This is a genomic window from Streptomyces sp. NPDC001153, from assembly GCF_053598315.1.
Genome location: NZ_JBSFJZ010000034.1, coordinates 46,041 through 64,887, shown reverse-complemented (window position 1 = coordinate 64,887; position 18,847 = coordinate 46,041). Strand labels below are relative to the sequence as shown.

Here is an 18,847-nt window from a genome sequence, read left to right as displayed (position 1 = left end):
GTAAGCCGCATATTGACGCGGCCCCGCGCCCCTGAAGGGGCGCGAAAGGCCCGCTCCCCGACAAGGGAGCGGGCCTTTCGCATGGCCTTGGATCAGGCCGCGGACACCGGTGCGTACGGCGCCAGGTCCGCCGCGAGTTCCTCGTGCACCCGGACCTTGAGCAGGGTGCCCTCCGCGGTGTGCTCCTCGGAGATCACCTCGCCCTCGGTGTGGGCGCGGGCGACGAGCTTGCCGTGCGTGTACGGCACGAGGGCCTCGATCTCGACCGACGGACGCGGCAGATCGTCGTCGATCAGGGCGAGCAGCTTCTCGATGCCCCGGCCGGTGCGGGCCGAGACGGCGATGGAGCGCTTCTCGACCCTGAGCAGCCGCTGGAGGACCAGCGGGTCGGTCGCGTCCGCCTTGTTGATCACGACGATCTCGGGCACGTCGGTGGCGCCGACGTCCCGGATCACCTCGCGCACGGCGGCGAGCTGCTCCTCCGGGTTCGGGTGCGAGCCGTCCACCACGTGCAGGATCAGGTCGGAGTCGCCGACCTCCTCCATGGTGGAGCGGAACGCCTCGACCAGGTGGTGCGGCAGGTGCCGGACGAAGCCGACGGTGTCCGCCAGCGTGTACAGCCGGCCGCTCGGGGTCTCCGCCCGGCGGACGGTCGGGTCCAGGGTCGCGAACAGGGCGTTCTCGACCAGGACGCCCGCGCCGGTCAGGCGGTTGAGCAGGGAGGACTTGCCGGCGTTGGTGTAGCCCGCGATGGCGACGGACGGCACCTTGTTGCGCCGGCGCTCCTGGCGCTTGATCTCGCGGCCGGTCTTCATCTCCGCGATCTCCCGGCGCATCTTCGCCATCTTCTCGCGGATCCGTCGCCGGTCCGTCTCGATCTTGGTCTCACCGGGGCCACGCGTGGCGAGGCCGCCGCGACCGCCACCCATCTGCCGGGACAGCGACTGCCCCCAGCCGCGGAGCCTCGGCAGCATGTACTGCATCTGCGCGAGCGCGACCTGCGCCTTGCCCTCTCGGGACTTGGCGTGCTGGGCGAAGATGTCCAGGATCAGGGCCGTACGGTCGATGACCTTGACCTTGACGACGTCCTCCAGCTGGATCAGCTGGCCCGGGCTCAGCTCACCGTCGCAGATGACCGTGTCGGCGCCCGTTTCGAGGACGATGTCGCGCAGCTCCTGGGCCTTGCCGGAGCCGATGTAGGTGGCCGCGTCGGGCTTGTCCCGGCGCTGGATCACGCCGTCGAGAACGAGCGCGCCCGCGGTCTCCGCGAGGGCGGCCAGCTCCGCGAGGGAGTTGTCGGCGTCCTGAGCGGTGCCGGTGGTCCACACCCCGACGAGCACGACCCGCTCCAGCCGGAGCTGCCGGTACTCGACCTCGGTGACGTCCTCCAGCTCGGTGGACAGGCCCGCCACACGGCGCAGGGCCGCGCGCTCGGAGCGGTCGAACTGGTCGCCGTCCCGTTCGCCGTCGATCTCGTGGCTCCAGGCGACGTCCTCTTCCATCAGGGCATCGGCCCGAAGACCCTCGGGATAGGCGTACGCGAGGCGCTTGGCGTCCTGGGAAGGGGAAGAAGAGGAGGTCATTGGATCCTTACGTCGATGGGATGCCGTTTGCGGCGTCGGTGGGGCGGTCCTGCCGGACCGCGCATCTGGTCAACGTCCGGGCACCTCGGGAAATTCCGTGCCCCGGCTCGCGCCGACCCGATGATGGTCGCACGAGGCGGCCCGTGTCGTCACCGCGTTATCACGCGCTCCGCTTTGCCTTGTGCCCTGCGGACGTGTCCGGTGCCAGCTGCTTCCAGTCGGGGTGGCCGGGCATCGGCGGGGTCTTCTCGCCGTACAGCCAGGCCGTGAGGAAGCCGCTCAGGTCCTGGCCGGAGACCGCCGAGGCCAGCCGGACGAAGTCGGCGGTGGAGGCGGTGGAGTCCCGGTGTTCGCGGACCCAGCTCCGCTCCAGCTGCTCGAAGGCCGGTCGGCCGATCTTCTGGCGCAGGGCGTAGAGGACGAGCGCGGCGCCGTCGTACACGTTGGGCCGGAAGATGCTGATCTTCTGCTCGGGGGCGGGGGGCTTGGGCCGGGCGGGCGGGCCGCCGGACTCGCGCCAGCGGTCGGACGAGCCGTAGGCGGCCTTCATCCGGTCCTCCATGGACCGGTGCGCGGTCTCCTCGGCGTACAGCGCCTCGTACCAGGTGGCGTGTCCCTCGTTCAGCCAGACGTCGGACCAGCTGCGGGGGCTGACGCTGTCGCCGAACCACTGGTGGGACAGCTCGTGCACCATGATCGACTCGATGTACCACTTGGGGTAGGCGGGCTCGGTGAACAGGTTCTTCTCGAAGAGGGAGAGGGTCTGTGTCTCCAGCTCGAACCCGGTGGAGGCCTGTGCCATGAGCACGCCGTACGTCTCGAAGGGGAACTTCCCGACCTTGCTCTCCATCCAGGCGATCTGGCCGGGCGTCCTGGCGAGCCAGGGCTCGAGGGCCTTGGCGTCGGCACGGGGCACGACGTCACGCATCGGCAGGCCGTGCGGTCCCTCGCGGTGCAGCACGGCGGACCGGCCGATGGACACCTGGGCGAGTTCGGTGGCCATGGGGTGCTGGGTGCGGTAGGTCCAGGTCGTGCTGCGGCCGACCCGCTTCGTACCGGCGGGCAGACCGTTGGCGACGACGGTGTAGCCGTTCGGGGCGGTGATGTGGAAGGTGAACATCGCCTTGTCGGACGGGTGGTCGTTGCAGGGGAAGACCAGGTGGGCCGCGTCGGCCTGGTTGGCCATGGCGAGGCCGTCGGAGGTGCGCACCCAGCCGCCGTCCTGGTCCTTGGCGAAGACGGGATCGCTGGTGTGCTTCACGGTGATCCGGGTCCAGCGGCCCTGCGGGATGCCGTGTTCCGGCGTGACGACCAGGTCCTCGCCGGCGCCGGTGAAGGCCGCGGGCCGCCCGTCGACCTCGACGGACTGCACGGAGCCGTGCGCGAAGTCGAGGTTGATCCGGTCCAGGTCGGCGGTGGTCCGGGCGGCGATGGTGGTGACGGCCTGGAGCGGCTTGTCGTTGGTGCCGGGGTAGGTGAAGGACACGTCGTACGACGCCACGTCGTAGCCCGGGTTGCCCAGGTACGGGTAGAGCCGGTCGCCCACGCCGAGGGGCTCGGCCGGGGCCGCGGCGGCGAGGAGGCAGACGGAGACGGCGGAGGCGAACAGGGCCGCCTTCCGGTGCCGGGAGACCCGGGGCTGGGTCCGGGACGTCCTGGACTCGGTCCTTGACCGGGTCCGGGACTCGGAGGAGGCGCGGAGGCCGACGCGGGGGGTGAGCAGCATGCACCACCGCTACCAGTGCGTTCCCTTGCTCCGACGGCGACTCGCGCCCGGCCCACCCGAACGGGTTCGGTTCGGACGGCCTTCTGATCCAAGCCACCCCGTCGAACGCCCGGCGCTCCCGGTTGTGTCCACGCTCCCCGGTCGTGTCCTACGCTCCCCGGTCGCTCCCCGCGCCCCTCAGGAGCCCGGGGCCTGGTGCTGGGCGCGGGCCACGTCGTACACGCCCGGGACGTCCCGCATGGCGCGCATCAGGGCGGGGAGGCCGGCCGCGTCGGGGAGCAGCAGGGTGTATGTGTGCCGTACCCGCTGCTGGCTGGGCGGTTCCACGGTCGCCGAGACGATGTCGACGCCCGCCGAGGAGATCGCCTCGGTGAGGTCGGCGAGCAGATGAGGGCGGCCGAACGATTCAGCGACCAGTGTGACCCGGCACTCGGTGGTGTCCCCCCAGCGCACGCCGATCTCGGCGCGGCCTCTGCTCTTCATGTGCGCCACCGCGGCGCATTCCACCCGGTGCACCGTCACCACTCCCCCGCGTACCGCGAAGCCGGTGATCTCGTCGGGCGGCACGGGCGTACAGCACCGGGCGAGCCGTACGGAGGCCCCCGGCCGGTCCGTGAGGACGTCGGCGCCGCGAGAACGGGCCGCGGAACCGCTCTCGGCGGGTGCCGCGTCCGCCGGGCGGGACGCGGCCGTGCCCGGGGCCGCGTCGGGGCGCCGCGCGGGGACGGCGCCCTCCGCGGTTTCGGCGCGGCCGCCGGTCATGTCCTCCGTGCCGGTGCCGCCGCCGGGATGCGTCGCCAGCCAGCGCTGGATGGCGATACGGGCGGCCGGGGTGTGGGCGTGCTCCAGCCATTCGCGGGAGGGCTCGGAGGCCGGGTCCTGGCCCATGAGGAGCTGGACGGTGTCGCCGTCCTTCAGGACGGTGCTGAGGGTGGCCAGGCGGCCGTTGACGCGGGCGCCGATGCAGGCGTGCGCGTCCTCGCCGTACTGGGCGTACGCGGCGTCCACGCAGCTGGCGCCCTCGGGCAGGCCGAGCGTGCCGCCGTCGGGACGGAAGACGGTGATCTCGCGGTCCTGGGCCAGGTCCTCGCGCAGGGTGGACCAGAAGGTGTCGGGGTCGGGGGCGGCCTGCTGCCAGTCGAGGAGCCGGGAGAGCCAGCCGGGACGGGTGGGGTCGGCGCGCTCGCCGTCGGCGGGGGCGTCGGAGGAGGAGGTGTCGGACGCGGGGGCGTAGGGGTTGCCGAGGGCGACGACGCCGGCCTCGGCGACCTTGTGCATCTGGTGGGTGCGGATGAGGACTTCGACGACCTGGCCGTCGGAGCGGGCGACGGCGGTGTGCAGCGACTGGTAGAGGTTGAACTTCGGTACGGCGATGAAGTCCTTGAACTCCGAGACGACCGGCGTCATACAGGTGTGCAGTTCGCCGAGGACGCCGTAACAGTCGGCGTCCTCGCTCACCAGCACGAGCAGGCGGCCGAAGTCGGTGCCGCGCAGCCGTCCGCGTTTGCGGGCCACGCGGTGCACGGAGACGAAGTGCCGGGGTCGGATGAGGACTTCGGCCTGGATGCCGGCCTCGCGCAGTACCCCGCGCGTCTCGTCGGCGACCTCGGCGAGGGGGTCGTCGGAACGGGCGGCGTTCCGGGCGATGAGATCGCGTGTGTGCTCGTACTCCTCGGGGTGCAGGATGGCGAAGACCAGGTCCTCCATCTCGGTCTTCAGGGCCTGCACGCCGAGGCGTTCGGCGAGCGGGATGAGGACGTCGCGGGTGACCTTGGCGATCCGCGCCTGTTTCTCCGGGCGCATCACGCCGAGCGTGCGCATGTTGTGCAGGCGGTCGGCGAGTTTGATCGACATCACGCGCACGTCGCTGCCGGTGGCGACGAGCATCTTGCGGAAGGTCTCCGGTTCGGCGGCGGCTCCGTAGTCGACCTTCTCCAGTTTCGTGACGCCGTCGACCAGATAACGCACCTCCTCGCCGAACTGTTCCCGCACCTGGTCGAGCGTCACATCGGTGTCCTCGACGGTGTCGTGGAGCAGAGAGGCCGTCAAGGTCGTGGTCTCGGCGCCGAGTTCGGCGAGAATCAGGGTCACGGCGAGCGGGTGGGTGATGTACGGTTCACCGCTCTTGCGCATCTGGCCGCGGTGCGAGGACTCCGCGAGGACGTAGGCGCGGCGCAGCGGATCGAGGTCCGCGTCGGGGTGATGGGCGCGGTGCGCCTCCACGACATGGCCGATGGCGTCGGGCAGTTTGCCGCGCACGGCGGGGCCGAGCAGCGCGGCCCGGCCGAGCCTGCGCAGGTCGATCCGGGCCCGGGACTTCCTGCGGTCCGACCTGGGCACCGCGGGGGCGGTCGCCGCCGCGGACGCCGTGGGCGCTACCGGGCCAGGGGTCGCAGGGTTCGTGGCCTCCGCACTCATGGGCACCTCCGGCTCGTGGACCGGCGGACGGGGCCCCAGGGCGTACGCGGCTCAGGGATGGCGACGTTCCCCCGTCCGTGCCGGTGCTTGATGCTATCGAGCCCACCACGTGCGACCGACCGCCTCTCGCCGAGCGTGAAACGGATCACCCATTCGAGCGACGAAAAGGAGGTTTAGGGTTTGCGCCAACTGCCCTGGATTCGTCCGGGGCTTCGAACGCCCCGGGCACCGGAAACAGCTGCTCCGGGAGCCGTGGGCGTCCCCCTCGTGGTGACGCCGGGTCAGCGGACGGCGTTTTCCAGCCATTCGCCGTCGATCTCGCCCTCGGCGACGATCACGGCGGGTCCGGTCATCTCGATCTCCCCGTCGGGCCGCTCGGTGATGACCAGACGGCCGCCGGGCAGGTCGACGGTGTACGTGGCCGGGGTTCCGGTGACGGCCGGGTCGGCCCCGTCGCGCCGGGCGGCGGCCACGGCGACGGCGCACGCGCCCGTGCCGCAGGAGCGGGTCTCGCCGGAGCCGCGCTCGTGCACGCGCATGGCGACGTGGCCGGGGCCTCGGTCGACGACGAACTCGACGTTGACCCCGTCGGGGTAGGCGGCGGCCGGGCTGAACGGCGGCGGGTCGTACAGGTTGCCGGCCTGCGTGAGGTCGTCGACGAAGGCGACCGCGTGCGGGTTGCCCATGTTCACGTTGCGGGCGGGCCAGCTGTGCTCGCCGACACTCACCGTGACCTCGCCCTCCGGCAGGCGGGCGCGGCCCATGCCGACCGTGATGTCACCGTCCTTCGCGATGTGGACGGTCTTCACGCCCGCGCGCGTGGCGATGGCGAGGTCACCCTCCCCCACATGTCCGGCGTGCTGGAGGTAGCGCGCGAACACACGGACGCCGTTGCCGCACATCTCGGCGACCGAGCCGTCGCCGTTGCGGTAGTCCATGAACCACTCGGCGTCGGCCGCCATCGACGTGGCCTCGGGGTGCGCGGCGGAGCGCACGACGTGCAGCACCCCGTCGCCGCCGATGCCGGCCCGGCGGTCGCACAGGGCGGCGACGGCGGCCGGGCTCAGGTCGAGGGCGTTCTCCGGGTCCGGGACGATCACGAAGTCGTTCTCGGTGCCGTGACCCTTGAGGAAGGGGATCCGCGTGCGCGTGCTCATTCCTCGATCGTAAGGGACGGCAGCGCTCACGCTGCGGGCCGGCTGTTCAGCGGAGCCTTGCCACGCGCCAGACCGCGAGGACCGCGACCACGGCCACGAGGAGTACGTATCCGAGTACGACCCGCCAGTCCGGGCGGCGGCCCGAGCCGCGGGCCGGCAGGCCCGGCCAGGTGTAGCCCACGCGGCGGGCGGCCATCATGCCCCAGCCGGCGGCGCAGGAGCAGATCAGCAGGCCGAGCATGGCGATGACGGCGCCGCTGTCGCCGAAGTCGAAGGCGAGCGGGAAGGCGAACATCAGGGAGCCGACGGCGGACAGTCCCACGATGGGGGCGAGCTGCCAGAGGCGCAGCCGGCGCTGCGGGCGCAGCTCGACCTCGACCTCCGGACCGCCCGGGTACATCTCCTCGGGCTCCGGCCCGTCGTCGGTCACGCCGTCCGGCGTCTCGTCGAAGCCGTCGTCGGTCAGCCGGTCGCCGGTGAGGTGGTCGACGACGAGGTGGTCCGCGGCGAGCCGGTCGCCGGTGAGGTGGTCCGCGGTCAGCCGGTCCTCACCCAGGCAGTCGTCCAGGCAGTCGTCCAGGTGGTCGTCGGCCGGACGGCCGCCGGCCGGGTCCGGTTCGTCACCGGCGGTGGTGACGTGTTCGGCACTTTGTGCGGTGTCGCGAGGGCCGGCCTCCATCGCCACGCGCCCTCCCAACTAGGCTCCACTTGGTCGATCGAAGCTCGATGATGGCACGGCGTCGGAGGCCTCGATGACCGGCGGCGCATCCCGATGCCATGACGTGATCAGGCTGTAACCGGTCGTTCGACCAACGCCAGGGCCTGGTGCGGAAGTTCCCCGCGATCGGCCACGGCCCCACTCAACCAGTGCACCCGGGGATCGCGCCTGAACCACGAATCCTGACGGCGCGCGAAGCGCTTGGTCGCACGGACGGTCTCGGCCCGCGCTTCCTCTTCGGTGCACTCACCGGCGAGCGCCGCGAGCACCTGCTGGTAACCCAGCGCACGCGACGCCGTGCGCCCCTCGCGCAACCCCTCCGCCTCCAGTGCGCGCACCTCGTCCACGAGGCCCGCCTCCCACATACGGTCGACACGGCGTGCGATGCGGTCGTCCAGTTCCGGTCGTGCCACGTCGACGCCGATCTGGACGGTGTCGTACACGGAGTCGTGACCCGGCAGATTGGCGGTGAAGGGCCGGCCGGTGATCTCGATCACTTCGAGCGCCCGGACGATACGGCGGCCGTTGCTCGGCAGGATCGCGCGGGCGGCCTCCGGGTCGGCGGCGGCCAGCCGGGCGTGCAGCGCGCCGGAGCCGCGCAGCGCCAGCTCCTCCTCCAGGCGGGCCCGGACCTCGGGGTCGGTGCCGGGGAACTCCAGGTTGTCGACGGCCCCGCGAACGTACAGGCCGGAGCCGCCGACCAGGATCGGCCAGCGGCTCTCGGCGAGCAGTGCGTCGATCCGGTCGCGGGCCAGCTTCTGGTACTCGGCGACGGAGGCGGTGACCGTCACGTCCCAGATGTCCAGCAGGTGGTGCGGGATGCCGCCGCGCTCCTCGGGCGTCAGCTTGGCGGTGCCGATGTCCATCCCTCGGTACAGCTGCATGGAGTCCGCGTTGACGACCTCCCCGCCGAGCTGCTGGGCCAGGAAGACGCCGAGATCGGACTTTCCGGCCGCGGTGGGGCCGACGACGGCGATGACGCGGGGGGAGGAGGGTGCACTGCTCACCGCACCAGTCTCGCAAACCTCCTGGGGGCGCCTCGAACGAGTTACGTGACGGGTGGGGTTCCGGGTCGTTGCCCGTGGCGGATACCGCCATCCGGATCACGGGAGGCGGTGACCCGGGCGGCGCAACCGTACGCACCGGGTAACGCGGGAATTCGCCCGCACGAGTACCGTATGGAGTGGATATGGGCGTTTTTGCACGGCTCCTCGGCAGGTCGAAGGCGACTCCGGAGGCGTCGGCCGCCGAGGCGCAGACCGGCGCGGAGCCGGAGGAGGCCGAGGCGGCGGAAGCAGAGCCGGCGGAGGCGGAGGCGGAGGCGGCCGGGACGGCGGAGGCGAAGGGTACGGCCGGGGACGGGAGCGAGGACGTGGCGGCGGAGTCCGACGCCGCCGCGGACGACGCGTCCGAGGGCTCCGGCATCCCCAAGCAGCAGTCCGCCGAAGAGGCCGCCGACAGCGAGACCGGCGAGGGCGCCCGCAGGTAACTGGCCCGCGAGGGAAGGTGGACCATGGGGCTGTTGGACAACATGAAGGCCAAGCTCGGCCCGGCCAGGGACAAGGTGTCGGACCTCGCGCGGCAGCACGGGGACAAGGTGCAGCACGGTCTGGACAAGGCCGCCAAGGCCGTGGACGAGCGGACCAAGCACAAGTACAGCGACAGGATCCAGGCGGGCACGGGCAAGGCCAAGGAGGCGATGGACCGCCTCGCCCACAAGGAGGGTCCCGGCCCGGCCAGGACCACCGGAGATCCGACGCCCCCCACCCGTCCGGAGGGCCCGCCACCGGCATCCTGAGCCTCTTGGACGGCATGCGGATCGGCGGACGGTCGCGGAGCACACCGGCTCCCGGCCGTCCGCCGTTTCCGCCTGCGCGGGCGTGGGCTCGCGCGGGCCGGAGTCCCCGCCGTGCTAGGACCAGGTGGCCACCACGTACCCCACGCCGTACGGCGCGTCCTCGTACAGCAGCGCGCCGCTGAGGTTCGCGCCCTCCGCGGCGCCGGCCAGGACCTGCCAGGGGGCCCGGCCGGAGGCCTTCAGTTCGGCTGCCAGCTCGGCGTCCAGCGCCTGGACGGCCGCCACGTCCGCCGCGCCCAGCGCCCGCGCGACCTCGGCGTCGAAGGGTGCCGCCCGCTCGTCCAGGTAGCCCGGCGCCTTGACCGTGCGGCACGCGCTGGCGTCTCCCAGCACCAGCAGCGCCACCCGCCGGGCCTTGGCCCCGATCTCCCTGCCGGCTTCGGCACACCGCTCGGGCGCGAGCGGTTCGCCCACCCCGAGTCCCTCGATCGGGGCATCCGCCCAGCCGGTCCGCTCCAGCAGCCAGGCGCCGACGGCCAGCGACGGCGGCAGCTCGCGCTCGGAGACGGTGTCCCCGGCGGGACCCAGGCGCACCTCCACGCCGACCCCGAACCCGCGGAAGGACCCCGGCGCGCCCTGCGGAAACCATCCGCGCCCGCTCTGCTCGGCGGGCCCGACGACCACCAGGAGGTCCGGGCGGGCCGCGGCGAGCACCCCGAGCGCGTCGGCACAGGCCGAGCGCGCCGCGTCCATCTCGGGAGCGGCGCCCGCGGCCAGCTCGGGCACGAGCAGCGGAGGACAGGGACAGACTGCGGCGGCGACAAGCATGATCGGCAGGGTACGCCGCCAGGCGGTCGGTAGGTGCCGAGGCGGCCGAAGCGCGCCCCGGCCTCCGCGAACGTGCCGTCGGGCCGGGCCCGGTCAGTCGCAGCCGCAGCCGCTTGCCGTGGCGACCGGCAGCGGCTCCGGCACCCCGATCTTCGGCAGGCCGAGCATGACGCCGGCCGGCCCCGCGGGCTCGGCGGCGTTGCGCTTCTCCCAGGCGTCGCCCGCGCGCGTGCGGCGCACGGAGAGCACGGGGCCCTCGGCCAGGAGGTGGTGCGGGGCGGCGTAGGTCACCTCGACGGTGACGACGTCACCGGGGCGGACCTCCTGCTCCGGCTTGGTGAAGTGGACCAGCCGGTTGTCGGGGGCGCGGCCGGAGAGGCGGTGCGTGGCGCCGTCCTTGCGCCCCTCGCCCTCGGCGACCATCAGCTCGAGCGTGCGGCCGACCTGCTTCTTGTTCTCCTCCCAGGAGATCTCCTCCTGAAGGGCGACCAGCCGCTCGTAGCGGGCCTGGACGACCTCCTTGGGGATCTGGTCGTCCATGGTCGCGGCCGGGGTGCCGGGCCGCTTGGAGTACTGGAAGGTGAAGGCCTGCGCGAACCGCGCCTCACGGACCACGTGCAGGGTCTGCTCGAAGTCCTCCTCGGTCTCGCCGGGGAAGCCCACGATGATGTCGGTGGTGATCGCGGCGTGCGGGATGGCGGCCCGCACCTTCTCGATGATCCCGAGGTAGCGCTCCTGCCGGTAGGAGCGGCGCATCGCCTTCAGCACGGTGTCCGAGCCGGACTGCAGCGGCATGTGCAGCTGCGGCATCACGTTCGGGGTCTCGGCCATGGCGGCGATGACGTCGTCGGTGAAGTCACGGGGGTGCGGGGAGGTGAAGCGGACCCGCTCCAGGCCCTCGATGTTCCCGCAGGCGCGCAGCAGCTTGCTGAAGGCCTCGCGGTCGCCGATGTCGGAGCCGTAGGCGTTGACGTTCTGGCCGAGCAGCGTGATCTCGGAGACGCCCTCGGCGACCAGCGCCTCCACCTCGGCGAGGATGTCGCCGGGCCGGCGGTCCTTCTCCTTGCCGCGCAGCGCCGGGACGATGCAGAAGGTACAGGTGTTGTTGCACCCGACGGAGATCGACACCCAGGCCGCGTAGGCGCTCTCGCGCCGGGTCGGCAGGGTGGACGGGAAGGCCTCCAGAGACTCGGCGATCTCGACCTGCGCCTCCTCCTGCACGCGGGCGCGCTCCAGCAGGACCGGCAGCTTGCCGATGTTGTGCGTGCCGAAGACGACGTCCACCCAGGGCGCCTTCTTCACGATGGTGTCGCGGTCCTTCTGCGCGAGGCAGCCGCCGACCGCGATCTGCATGCCGGGCCGCGAGGCCTTCTTCGGCGCGAGCCGGCCGAGGTTGCCGTACAGCCGGTTGTCGGCGTTCTCCCGTACCGCGCAGGTGTTGAACACGACCACGTCCGCGTCCCCGTCCGACCCCTCGGGGGCCCGCACGTACCCGGCGTCTTCGAGCAGGCCGGCCAACCGCTCGGAATCGTGGACGTTCATCTGGCACCCGTAGGTGCGCACTTCATAGGTCTTGGGTGCCTGAACGTCCACTGCGGGGCTCCGGTCGCTGCTGCTGGTCATGGGTCAAGGGTAGGCGGTGCCCGGACATGCCGGTTCCGGGGTTCGGCCCCGCCCCCGGGCACCTACGGCCGGCCCGGAGGCCAGTACAGAGGCCGGAGGGCCAAGCGGCGGCTGTGGCGCCGGCGTCGCGAACGCGCCCCTCGCCGACGCCGGTGGATCACCAGGTCTTCGCGGCGGCCAGGAGGCACTCGCGGACGAGCGTGACGTGGGGGTTGGTGGAGCTGCCCGGGCGTTGGACGAGGTAGGCGGCGTTGATCGGGGGATCCTCCGGCTGGTGGAGCAGCCGGAGGGCACCGGAGGCGAGTTCGGTGCGGCACAGGTAGCTGGGCAGGACGCTCCAGCCGGCGCCGGCGGTGAGGGCGGTGAGGACACCGCGCAGGTCGGGGATGGTGATCGCGGCCTCGACGTGCAGGCGGCGGTCGAAGACATGACGCCAGTAGCGGCGGGCGATGGGCAGGTCCTCGGCATAGCTGATCAGCGGAAGGCTCTCCAGGGCGCTGGGCAGGTCCCGGCCCTTGAGTCGTTCGACCCATGCAGGGCCCGCGACCAGGACGAATTCCTCGTCGGCGAGGACTTCGGCGCGGAGCGTCCGGCCGCGGGGGCGGCGGGTGGCGACGAGGAGGTCGTGGCGTCCGGCCCGCAGTTCTTCGAGCAGCGGTTCGGTCAGTCCGATGGCCACCCGCAGCCGGACGCCCTGGGCGATCAGCGGAGCCAGCACCTTGAGGCCGGCGGCGCTCATGAACTCCGCGGGCCCCGCCAGATGCACCGGCTCCACCGTGCTGCCCGGTTCCTCCCCGGTGATGACGGCCAACTGGTCGAGGGGGGCCGACAGGCGGGTGGCGAGTTCGTCCGCATGAGGCAGTGGGGAGACGCCCTGCGCCCGGCGTTCGAACAGCTCGTGGCCCAGGCGGTGCTCCAGTGCCCGGATCTGCGTGGTGACGGTGGACTGCGACACGCTCAGCTGACGTGCGGCGGCGGTGAAGGAGCCCAGGCGGTGCACCGCCAGGAAGGTGCGCAGCAGGTTCAGGTCCAGCGGACCGGATCCCTGCGGGTCGTGAGCGCTCACGGTGTCGAGCGTACGAGGTGCGAAGGGCAGCCACGTGCCGTCCGTGCCCGGGAGGGGCATCGGTTCGTCGATACCTGGTATCGGTCTCTTCATTGGCCCAGATACTTCAGTACCTTTAATTTCGAGAGCTGAAGCACTGGCGTTCCGAGCACGAGCGGCAGAGCGTGAACCCCCGGACTCTCGGAGACCGCACCATGTCGAAGATCCTTTTTGTGATGACCGGCGCCGACCACTGGACGCTGGCGGACGGCACCAAGCACCCGACCGGCTTCTGGGCCGAGGAGGCCGTCGCCCCGTACCAGGCGTTCACGGCCGCCGGCCACGAGATCGTCGTCGCCACACCGGGCGGCGTCGTGCCGCCCCTGGACCAGGGCAGCCTGGCGCCGCAGTTCAACGGCGGCGAGGAGGGGGCGAGGAAGACGGCGGCCGCCCTCGCCTCGATCAGCGAGATCCAGCATCCCCTCAGGCTGGAGGACGTCGACCTCGACGACTACGCCGCCGTCTTCTACCCCGGTGGCCACGGCCCGATGGAGGACCTGGCGGTCAACGCCGACTCCGGCCGGCTGCTCACCTCGGCGCTGAAGTCCGGCAAGCCCCTCGGCGTGGTCTGTCACGCCCCGGCTGCCCTGCTCGCCGCGGTCGAGCAGGACGGCACCAACTCCTTCGCCGGGTACAAGGTGGCCGCGTTCACCAATGCGGAGGAGGCCCAGTCGGGTCTTGCGGACCAGGCGAAGTGGCTGCTGCAGGATCGTCTGACCGAGGTGGGTGTGCAGGTCCAGGTGGGCGAGCCCTGGGTTCCGAACGTCGTCGCGGACCGCAACCTCTTGACCGGCCAGAACCCCTCCTCCTCCGCGCCCCTGGCCGCGGAACTGCTGAGGAAGCTGGCCTGACCCACGCATCGCCGATCACGGAGGCAGGCCGCGCGCCAGATCGACGAGAACGGCGGCCTGGTCTCCTCGGTCTGCCACGGCGCCTGCGGACGCTCGTCATCACGCTGTCCGACGGCTCCCTGCAGAACCCCTGCTCCACCGAACTCCACCAAGGCGGTGACGGCCGAGATCATCGAGACCCTGCGCCGCCCTTCCGACAGCTCTGCGCACGGAGGAACGTCATGAAAGCAATATCGATCACGCAACCCGGGGGGCCGGACGTCCTGCAGTGGATCGATGCAGAAGATCCCGTCCCCGCAGCAGGAGAAGTGGTCATCGACGTCGTCGCCGGCGCCGTCAACCGGGCCGATCTGGCACAGCGGCTGGGGCTGTACCCGGTTCCGGAGGGAGCCTCGCCCTATCCGGGGCTGGAGGTCTCCGGACGGATCAGTGCCGTCGGCGAGGGTGTGACGCGTTGGCAGCCCGGCGACGAGGTGTGTGCGCTGCTGACCGGAGGCGGATACGCGCAGAAGGTCGCTGTTCCTGAAGGGCAGCTGCTCACGGTGCCCCAGGGCGTCAGCCTGGTCCAGGCGGCGGCGTTGCCGGAAGCCACCGCCACGGTGTGGTCCAACGTCTTCATGACGGGTGGCCTGAAGGCAGGCGAGACCTTCCTCATGCACGGCGGAGCCGGCGGCATCGGCACGGCGGCCATTCAGATCGCCAAGGCCCACGGCGCCCGCGTCGTCACCACCGTCGGCGGCCCCGAGCAGGCCGCCCGGGTCCGGGAACTCGGCGCCGACCTCGCGATCGACTACCGCACCGAGGACTTCGCCGAGTACGGCCCCTACGACGTGATCCTCGACGTCATCGGCGGCGATTACCTCCCGCGCAACGTCACGTCCCTGGCCCTCGACGGGCGCCTGGTCATCATCGGGCTGCAGAACGGTCTGACGGCCGAACTCAACCTCGTCGAACTCCTCGCCAGGCGCGCATCCGTGCACGGCACCACCCTGCGCTCCCGACGGGCCGGACAGAAAGCAGCCATCGTGGCCGAAGTCCAGGAACACGTATGGCCGTTGATCGAGAACGGAACCGTGCAGGTCGTCATCGACCGGACCCTGCCCATGGACCAGGCCGCAGAGGCGCATCGCCTCCTGGACGCCCGCCACATCGGCAAAATCGTCCTGCTCAACCCCGACGCGGCATGACTCGAGGAGTCACCGCAATGGCCCCCCGTGCTGCCGGGCGCACACTGTAAGCAGAAGGCCATGCGTCATGAGCCGCACAGGGAGGTCAGCCATGAGCACCCTCGAGCTGCATGTCGACGTCGACGTTCCGGTCGACAGGGCCTGGGAGACCCTGCACCGGGTGGAGAACTATCCGCGTTTCGTGCAAGGAGTGCGGGGCGCGCGTACGGAGGCCGGGGGGCGAGCACATCTGGAGGTCGAGACGGCTGGGCCGGCCCGCGAGGTCGAGGCCGAGGTGATGGACCGCGGTGAGCGTGTGATGGAGTGGCTCACCACGAGCGCTCCCGAGCTGACGGGCTCCTTCTCGGTCCAGCCGATCGACCAGAACCACACCCGGATCCAGGCACGACTGGAGTACGACCCGGCCACGGTCCACGACACCTTCGGCGGGCCCAAGGGTTTCGCCCAGACCAACGCGATCGAACGGCTGGTCCGCAGCGACCTGGAGCACTTCAAGGAGTACGTCGAGGGCAGCCGATAGGCCGGTCAGGTCTCCATCACGGCATCGCAGTCCTGGCAGACCACGGAGGCGTGTTCCGGGGGGTACCAGGGCGCTCCCGGGTGGTCGGACGGCTTCCAGCCGGCCGGCTCCATGGCGAAGGTGTCCTTGCCGCAGAGGGTCCGCGGTCCCGTGGCCGTGTGCGACCCCGGTGCCATCGGTGCCGCGTGCACCTTGCGGACGCGCCGTTGCGCGCCACTCGCCGGTCCTGTGGAGGAGCCGGTCGCGCCCGGCCTGTCGAGTTCGTAGACGACGATCTCGCTCATGTCTCCACCGTAGGCGTCGCCACCGGGTGATGGGGTGAACCAGGCCGTGAACGCCGTACCCGGAGAACCCGACGACCTCGTGCGGGCCCTCACGGCCGCCGGGGTCGGCGACGAGCGGCTGCTCGCGGCCGTGCGGACGACACCCCGGGCGGGATTCGTCCCGGCCGATCAGCTGGCCGCCGCCTACCGGGACGTACCCGTTGCCATCGGGCAGGGCCAGGTCACCACGCAGCCCTCGCTGTCCGCGATGATGATCGAGGGCCTCGGTCTGGACGGGTGCGAGCACGTCCTGGAGGTCGGTACGGGTCTGGGCTTCCAGACCGCTCTGCTCGCCCGGCTGGCCGCGGACGTGGTCAGCATCGAGATGCGGCCGGACCTGGCCCGCCAGGCACGCGTGAATCTCGCACGCCAGGGCGTGCGGAACGTGGAGCTGCGCGTCGGCGACGGCAGCGGCGGTGTACCGGACCGGGCTCCGTACGACGCCGTCCTCGTGTCGGCCGCGTTCCCCGAGGTGCCCGGGCCGCTGGCCGCACAGGTGCGCCCGGGTGGCCGCCTGGTGCAGCCGATCGGGCCGGGCGGGCACGAGCAGGTGGTGTGCTTCGAGCGCACCGCATCGGGACTGGTGCGGTTGCGGGTTCTGACCTCGGCCTGCTTCGTCCGGTTGCAGGGGCGGTACGGCTTCCCGCCGGACGAGTCGGGGTGGCGCTGAGCTGCTCCTTGGGCCGTGAGGTGTTCCTTGTGGTGTTCCTCGGCCTCGACTATTCGTCGGCGACGCGTACGACCGCCAGCGTGATGTTGTCGGGGCCGCCCGCCGCGATGGCCGCCTTCCACAGCTCGAAGGCAGCACGGCCGTCGTCGTGCTCCCGCATCACCTCGTCGAGCACCTCCGCCGGCAGCGGATCGGTCAGACCGTCGGTGCAGATGAGGTAGCGGGCGCCGGGAGACAGGGGCTCGGCCGTCACATGGGGGTGGACGGCGCGGTACGAAGGGCTGCCGCCCAGGCACTGGGTGACGATGGACGTGGTGTGCTGCCCGGGCTCGAGCGGGGGGCTGTCGTCGACGCTCACCTGGCGCAGCCCGTCGCGGGCAGCCGCGTAGACCCGGCTGTCGCCCACGTTGAACACCAGCAGCGAGCCGGGCTGCACGACGATGCCGGCGACCGTGGTGCCCATGGCGGCGAGCTCGGTCTCCTCCTCGCCCCCGGCGGCCGCGTACACGGCGCGGTTGCAGGCGTTCAGGGCGTTGCGGAGGGTGTCCTCGCTGCCCAGGGTGGGGCCGAGGGACGCGATCCGGCGGGCGACCAGGGAGCTGGCCAGGTCGCCGCCGGGATGCCCGCCGAGCCCGTCGGCGACGGCGACGACAAGGGGCGTGCCGATCGGGAAGACCAGGGTCTGCGGACTCTCCGTCACCGTGGCGCACAGGGTCCACGGCCCGACCGCGAGGCTGTCCTCGTTGCGCTCGCGGAGCAGCCCTGGATGACTCAGCGCGCTCACAGCCACGTACCGCATGGAACGCCACCGCCTTCCCGGACGGGCCACGGCCGGTCGGCTCGCTGCCCGTCGGCCAGCTGCCCGCGGCTCCAGGGTAGGCGCTCGGCGGACGAGCCGAGCTGCGTCGAAGCGCTTGCGCGCCCGGCGGCCGGACGGCGGCCGTCCGGTTCGGGTCAGGTGAGCGGCGGTGCCAAGGACGCGGTGACGGGTCCGTCGGGACGGACGGTGAGGCCGTACTCCGCCTTCGTGGGCCTGGAGTGGAAGGAGAGGGTGTGGACCGGCAGCAGGTGTTCGAGGAGGGCGGTCGATTCGCGGAGCGCGAACTGGACACCGAGGCAGGCGCGGGGACCGATCCCGAAGGGGAGGTAGGCGCCCGGGTGGGTGGGCCGTCCGTCCGGGACGGTGAAGCGCCGGGGGTCGAACCGCTCGGGGTCCGGCCAGAGTTCGGGGTCGCGGTGCGTGAGGTAGGGGCAGACCAGGATGTCGGTGCCGGCCGCTACGGTGTGACCGGCGAGGGTGTCGTCCTCGGCAGCGTGGCGGGGCAGGATCCAGGCGGCCGGGTACAGCCGAAGCGTCTCGTGGACCAGGGCCTGGACGGCCCGGCGGCGCTGCGCCGAGCCCTCGCCGCCGACGGCCAGAGCTTGTTCACGGGCGGCGGGGTACTGGTCGAGCAACAGGTAGAGCCAGGTCAGGGTGGTGGCGGTGGTCTCGTGCCCGGCCGAGAGCAGCGTGACCAGCTCGTCGCGGATCAGCCGGTCGGTGTACTCGGGGTGCTCGTCGGCGGCGTCGATCAGGACGTGCAGCAGGCCCGGCCCGTCGGGGCCGGCCGCCCCGGCGCGGGCGGTGTCGACGGCATGCCGCGCGACGGCGTCGATCCGGGCGAGATCGGCGGCGACGGCGTCCTGGGCGGCGGTGACATCCGCGGGCAGCGTCGGAAGGGCGGCCGCCACGGCGGCCACGGCCGCCAGCTCGCGCTCGGTCCCGTCGTCGAGGGCGTGCCCGGTGAGAGAGCGCCAGATGGCGTCGAGGGCGAAGCGGCGCATCTCGCGTACGACGTCCAGGGTCTGGCCGGTACGGGCGTACCCTTCCCAGCGCCCGGCTGTGGTCCGGGCGGCCGCGTTGATCCGCTGTTCATGGCGCCGCATCCCGGTGCCGGTGAACTGGGACTGCAGCAAGCGCCGTTGCCGCTTCCACGCCGCACCGGTGGCGGCGAGGACACCGTCGCCGATCAGCAGCCGGGCGCGGTGCGAGCGCTTGACGTACCGCTCGGGGTGCCGGGCGAGTACGTGCTGGACCGCCTGCGGGTCGGTGACGAGAACGGTGCGGGCCGGCCCGAGCCGGAAGCCGGCGACGCCACCGCAGCGCTCGCGCACCTGGGACAGCAGCTCCACCAGCTCGCCGCCCGCCGAACGCCAGCCCTCGACGAGTGCGGGCTCGACCTCGGGAACTGGCCGTCCCGTTCCCGGAACGCGCGCAAGGGAGCCGGTACCGGCTTCGATGTCCATGATCTCTTCTACCCCGTCCCGGCACGACAGAAGCGCACGCGAGAGAGGGGAAGG

18 protein-coding genes are annotated in these 18,847 nt (G+C 72.0%); 6 read left to right on the top strand and 12 right to left on the bottom strand.

The genetic code is table 11. The features are described from left to right. Positions 1-92: 92 nt before the first annotated feature. From hflX to miaA, 6 genes are all read right to left on the bottom strand, one after another. Positions 93-1,583, bottom strand: a complete 1,491-nt coding sequence (gene hflX / locus ACWDEN_RS32805; RefSeq protein ID WP_450861448.1) for a GTPase HflX — start codon at positions 1,581-1,583, stop codon at positions 93-95. A gap of 160 nt (positions 1,584-1,743) precedes the next feature. After that, complete coding sequence (locus ACWDEN_RS32800) at positions 1,744-3,309, bottom strand: M1 family metallopeptidase (RefSeq protein ID WP_450861446.1); 1,566 nt, start codon at positions 3,307-3,309, stop codon at positions 1,744-1,746. 177 nt (positions 3,310-3,486) lie between these two features. Next, positions 3,487-5,727, bottom strand: a complete 2,241-nt coding sequence (locus ACWDEN_RS32795) for a RelA/SpoT family protein (protein WP_351612480.1) — start codon at positions 5,725-5,727, stop codon at positions 3,487-3,489. A gap of 281 nt (positions 5,728-6,008) precedes the next feature. Further along, a complete protein-coding gene (dapF, locus tag ACWDEN_RS32790; RefSeq protein WP_351612482.1) occupies positions 6,009-6,884 on the bottom strand; it encodes a diaminopimelate epimerase in 876 nt (291 codons plus the stop codon). 46 nt (positions 6,885-6,930) lie between these two features. Then, positions 6,931-7,563 carry a hypothetical protein gene (locus ACWDEN_RS32785; RefSeq protein WP_450861489.1) on the bottom strand — a complete coding sequence of 211 codons (633 nt, stop codon included), beginning with the start codon at positions 7,561-7,563 and terminating at the stop codon, positions 6,931-6,933. A 107-nt stretch (positions 7,564-7,670) separates the two neighbouring features. After that, positions 7,671-8,609 carry a tRNA (adenosine(37)-N6)-dimethylallyltransferase MiaA gene (miaA, locus tag ACWDEN_RS32780; RefSeq protein ID WP_351612485.1) on the bottom strand — a complete coding sequence of 313 codons (939 nt, stop codon included), beginning with the start codon at positions 8,607-8,609 and terminating at the stop codon, positions 7,671-7,673. Positions 8,610-8,791: 182 nt separating this feature from the next. Between miaA and ACWDEN_RS32775 the strand changes: the two genes are divergently transcribed. Both ACWDEN_RS32775 and ACWDEN_RS32770 read left to right on the top strand, forming a co-directional pair. Beyond that, positions 8,792-9,091: a hypothetical protein gene (locus tag ACWDEN_RS32775; RefSeq protein ID WP_450861443.1), complete on the top strand. Its 300-nt coding sequence runs from the start codon at positions 8,792-8,794 to the stop codon at positions 9,089-9,091. A gap of 24 nt (positions 9,092-9,115) precedes the next feature. Beyond that, entirely contained in the window at positions 9,116-9,400 is a 285-nt protein-coding gene (locus ACWDEN_RS32770; RefSeq protein ID WP_351612491.1) for an antitoxin, read from the top strand. Between the two features lie 114 nt (positions 9,401-9,514). Here the strand turns inward: ACWDEN_RS32770 and ACWDEN_RS32765 are convergent, their stop codons facing one another. The 3 genes from ACWDEN_RS32765 to ACWDEN_RS32755 all read right to left on the bottom strand — a co-directional run bounded on the left by ACWDEN_RS32765 (position 9,515) and on the right by ACWDEN_RS32755 (position 12,917). After that, positions 9,515-10,228: a class III extradiol dioxygenase subunit B-like domain-containing protein gene (locus ACWDEN_RS32765; protein WP_351612493.1), complete on the bottom strand. Its 714-nt coding sequence runs from the start codon at positions 10,226-10,228 to the stop codon at positions 9,515-9,517. A gap of 93 nt (positions 10,229-10,321) precedes the next feature. Next, positions 10,322-11,851, bottom strand: coding sequence for a tRNA (N6-isopentenyl adenosine(37)-C2)-methylthiotransferase MiaB (gene miaB / locus ACWDEN_RS32760; RefSeq protein ID WP_450861441.1), 1,530 nt, complete (start codon positions 11,849-11,851; stop codon positions 10,322-10,324). Between the two features lie 157 nt (positions 11,852-12,008). Continuing rightward, the gene (locus ACWDEN_RS32755; protein WP_450861439.1) at positions 12,009-12,917 is read right to left on the bottom strand and encodes a LysR family transcriptional regulator; all 909 of its coding nucleotides are present in this window, start codon (positions 12,915-12,917) and stop codon (positions 12,009-12,011) included. Between the two features lie 194 nt (positions 12,918-13,111). On the opposite strand from ACWDEN_RS32755, the gene ACWDEN_RS32750 reads away from it, so the two are divergent. The 3 genes from ACWDEN_RS32750 to ACWDEN_RS32740 all read left to right on the top strand — a co-directional run bounded on the left by ACWDEN_RS32750 (position 13,112) and on the right by ACWDEN_RS32740 (position 15,514). Beyond that, complete coding sequence (locus ACWDEN_RS32750) at positions 13,112-13,807, top strand: type 1 glutamine amidotransferase domain-containing protein (protein ID WP_351622587.1); 696 nt, start codon at positions 13,112-13,114, stop codon at positions 13,805-13,807. A 221-nt stretch (positions 13,808-14,028) separates the two neighbouring features. Then, the gene (locus ACWDEN_RS32745; protein WP_450861437.1) at positions 14,029-14,994 is read left to right on the top strand and encodes an NAD(P)H-quinone oxidoreductase; all 966 of its coding nucleotides are present in this window, start codon (positions 14,029-14,031) and stop codon (positions 14,992-14,994) included. 91 nt (positions 14,995-15,085) lie between these two features. Then, complete coding sequence (locus ACWDEN_RS32740) at positions 15,086-15,514, top strand: SRPBCC family protein (protein ID WP_351622582.1); 429 nt, start codon at positions 15,086-15,088, stop codon at positions 15,512-15,514. 5 nt (positions 15,515-15,519) lie between these two features. Here the strand turns inward: ACWDEN_RS32740 and ACWDEN_RS32735 are convergent, their stop codons facing one another. Beyond that, positions 15,520-15,798, bottom strand: a complete 279-nt coding sequence (locus ACWDEN_RS32735; RefSeq protein WP_351622579.1) for a hypothetical protein — start codon at positions 15,796-15,798, stop codon at positions 15,520-15,522. A 34-nt stretch (positions 15,799-15,832) separates the two neighbouring features. Between ACWDEN_RS32735 and ACWDEN_RS32730 the strand changes: the two genes are divergently transcribed. Next, positions 15,833-16,507 (top strand): protein-L-isoaspartate O-methyltransferase family protein, encoded by a 675-nt coding sequence (locus tag ACWDEN_RS32730; protein ID WP_450861435.1) that lies wholly within the window; start codon positions 15,833-15,835, stop codon positions 16,505-16,507. A 49-nt stretch (positions 16,508-16,556) separates the two neighbouring features. Here the strand turns inward: ACWDEN_RS32730 and ACWDEN_RS32725 are convergent, their stop codons facing one another. After that, positions 16,557-17,306, bottom strand: a complete 750-nt coding sequence (locus ACWDEN_RS32725; protein ID WP_450861433.1) for a PP2C family protein-serine/threonine phosphatase — start codon at positions 17,304-17,306, stop codon at positions 16,557-16,559. Positions 17,307-17,461: 155 nt separating this feature from the next. After that, a complete protein-coding gene (locus ACWDEN_RS32720) occupies positions 17,462-18,793 on the bottom strand; it encodes a cytochrome P450 (protein ID WP_450861431.1) in 1,332 nt (443 codons plus the stop codon). Positions 18,794-18,847: the final 54 nt, after the last annotated feature.

Excerpts from the sequence above, each read along its gene's own strand:
- ACWDEN_RS32795 (WP_351612480.1), bottom strand. The coding sequence starts at position 5,727 with ATGAGTGCGGAGGCCACGAACCCTGCGACCCCTGGCCCGGTAGCGCCC.
- ACWDEN_RS32750 (WP_351622587.1), top strand. The coding sequence starts at position 13,112 with ATGTCGAAGATCCTTTTTGTGATGACCGGCGCCGACCACTGGACGCTG.
- ACWDEN_RS32785 (WP_450861489.1), bottom strand. The coding sequence starts at position 7,563 with ATGGAGGCCGGCCCTCGCGACACCGCACAAAGTGCCGAACACGTCACC.
- ACWDEN_RS32770 (WP_351612491.1), top strand. The coding sequence starts at position 9,116 with ATGGGGCTGTTGGACAACATGAAGGCCAAGCTCGGCCCGGCCAGGGAC.
- miaB (WP_450861441.1), bottom strand. The coding sequence starts at position 11,851 with ATGACCAGCAGCAGCGACCGGAGCCCCGCAGTGGACGTTCAGGCACCC.
- hflX (WP_450861448.1), bottom strand. The coding sequence starts at position 1,583 with ATGACCTCCTCTTCTTCCCCTTCCCAGGACGCCAAGCGCCTCGCGTAC.
- ACWDEN_RS32800 (WP_450861446.1), bottom strand. The coding sequence starts at position 3,309 with ATGCTGCTCACCCCCCGCGTCGGCCTCCGCGCCTCCTCCGAGTCCCGG.
- ACWDEN_RS32735 (WP_351622579.1), bottom strand. The coding sequence starts at position 15,798 with ATGAGCGAGATCGTCGTCTACGAACTCGACAGGCCGGGCGCGACCGGC.
- ACWDEN_RS32720 (WP_450861431.1), bottom strand. The coding sequence starts at position 18,793 with ATGGACATCGAAGCCGGTACCGGCTCCCTTGCGCGCGTTCCGGGAACG.
- ACWDEN_RS32765 (WP_351612493.1), bottom strand. The coding sequence starts at position 10,228 with ATGCTTGTCGCCGCCGCAGTCTGTCCCTGTCCTCCGCTGCTCGTGCCC.
- ACWDEN_RS32775 (WP_450861443.1), top strand. The coding sequence starts at position 8,792 with ATGGGCGTTTTTGCACGGCTCCTCGGCAGGTCGAAGGCGACTCCGGAG.
- ACWDEN_RS32745 (WP_450861437.1), top strand. The coding sequence starts at position 14,029 with ATGAAAGCAATATCGATCACGCAACCCGGGGGGCCGGACGTCCTGCAG.
- dapF (WP_351612482.1), bottom strand. The coding sequence starts at position 6,884 with ATGAGCACGCGCACGCGGATCCCCTTCCTCAAGGGTCACGGCACCGAG.
- ACWDEN_RS32740 (WP_351622582.1), top strand. The coding sequence starts at position 15,086 with ATGAGCACCCTCGAGCTGCATGTCGACGTCGACGTTCCGGTCGACAGG.
- ACWDEN_RS32725 (WP_450861433.1), bottom strand. The coding sequence starts at position 17,306 with ATGCGGTACGTGGCTGTGAGCGCGCTGAGTCATCCAGGGCTGCTCCGC.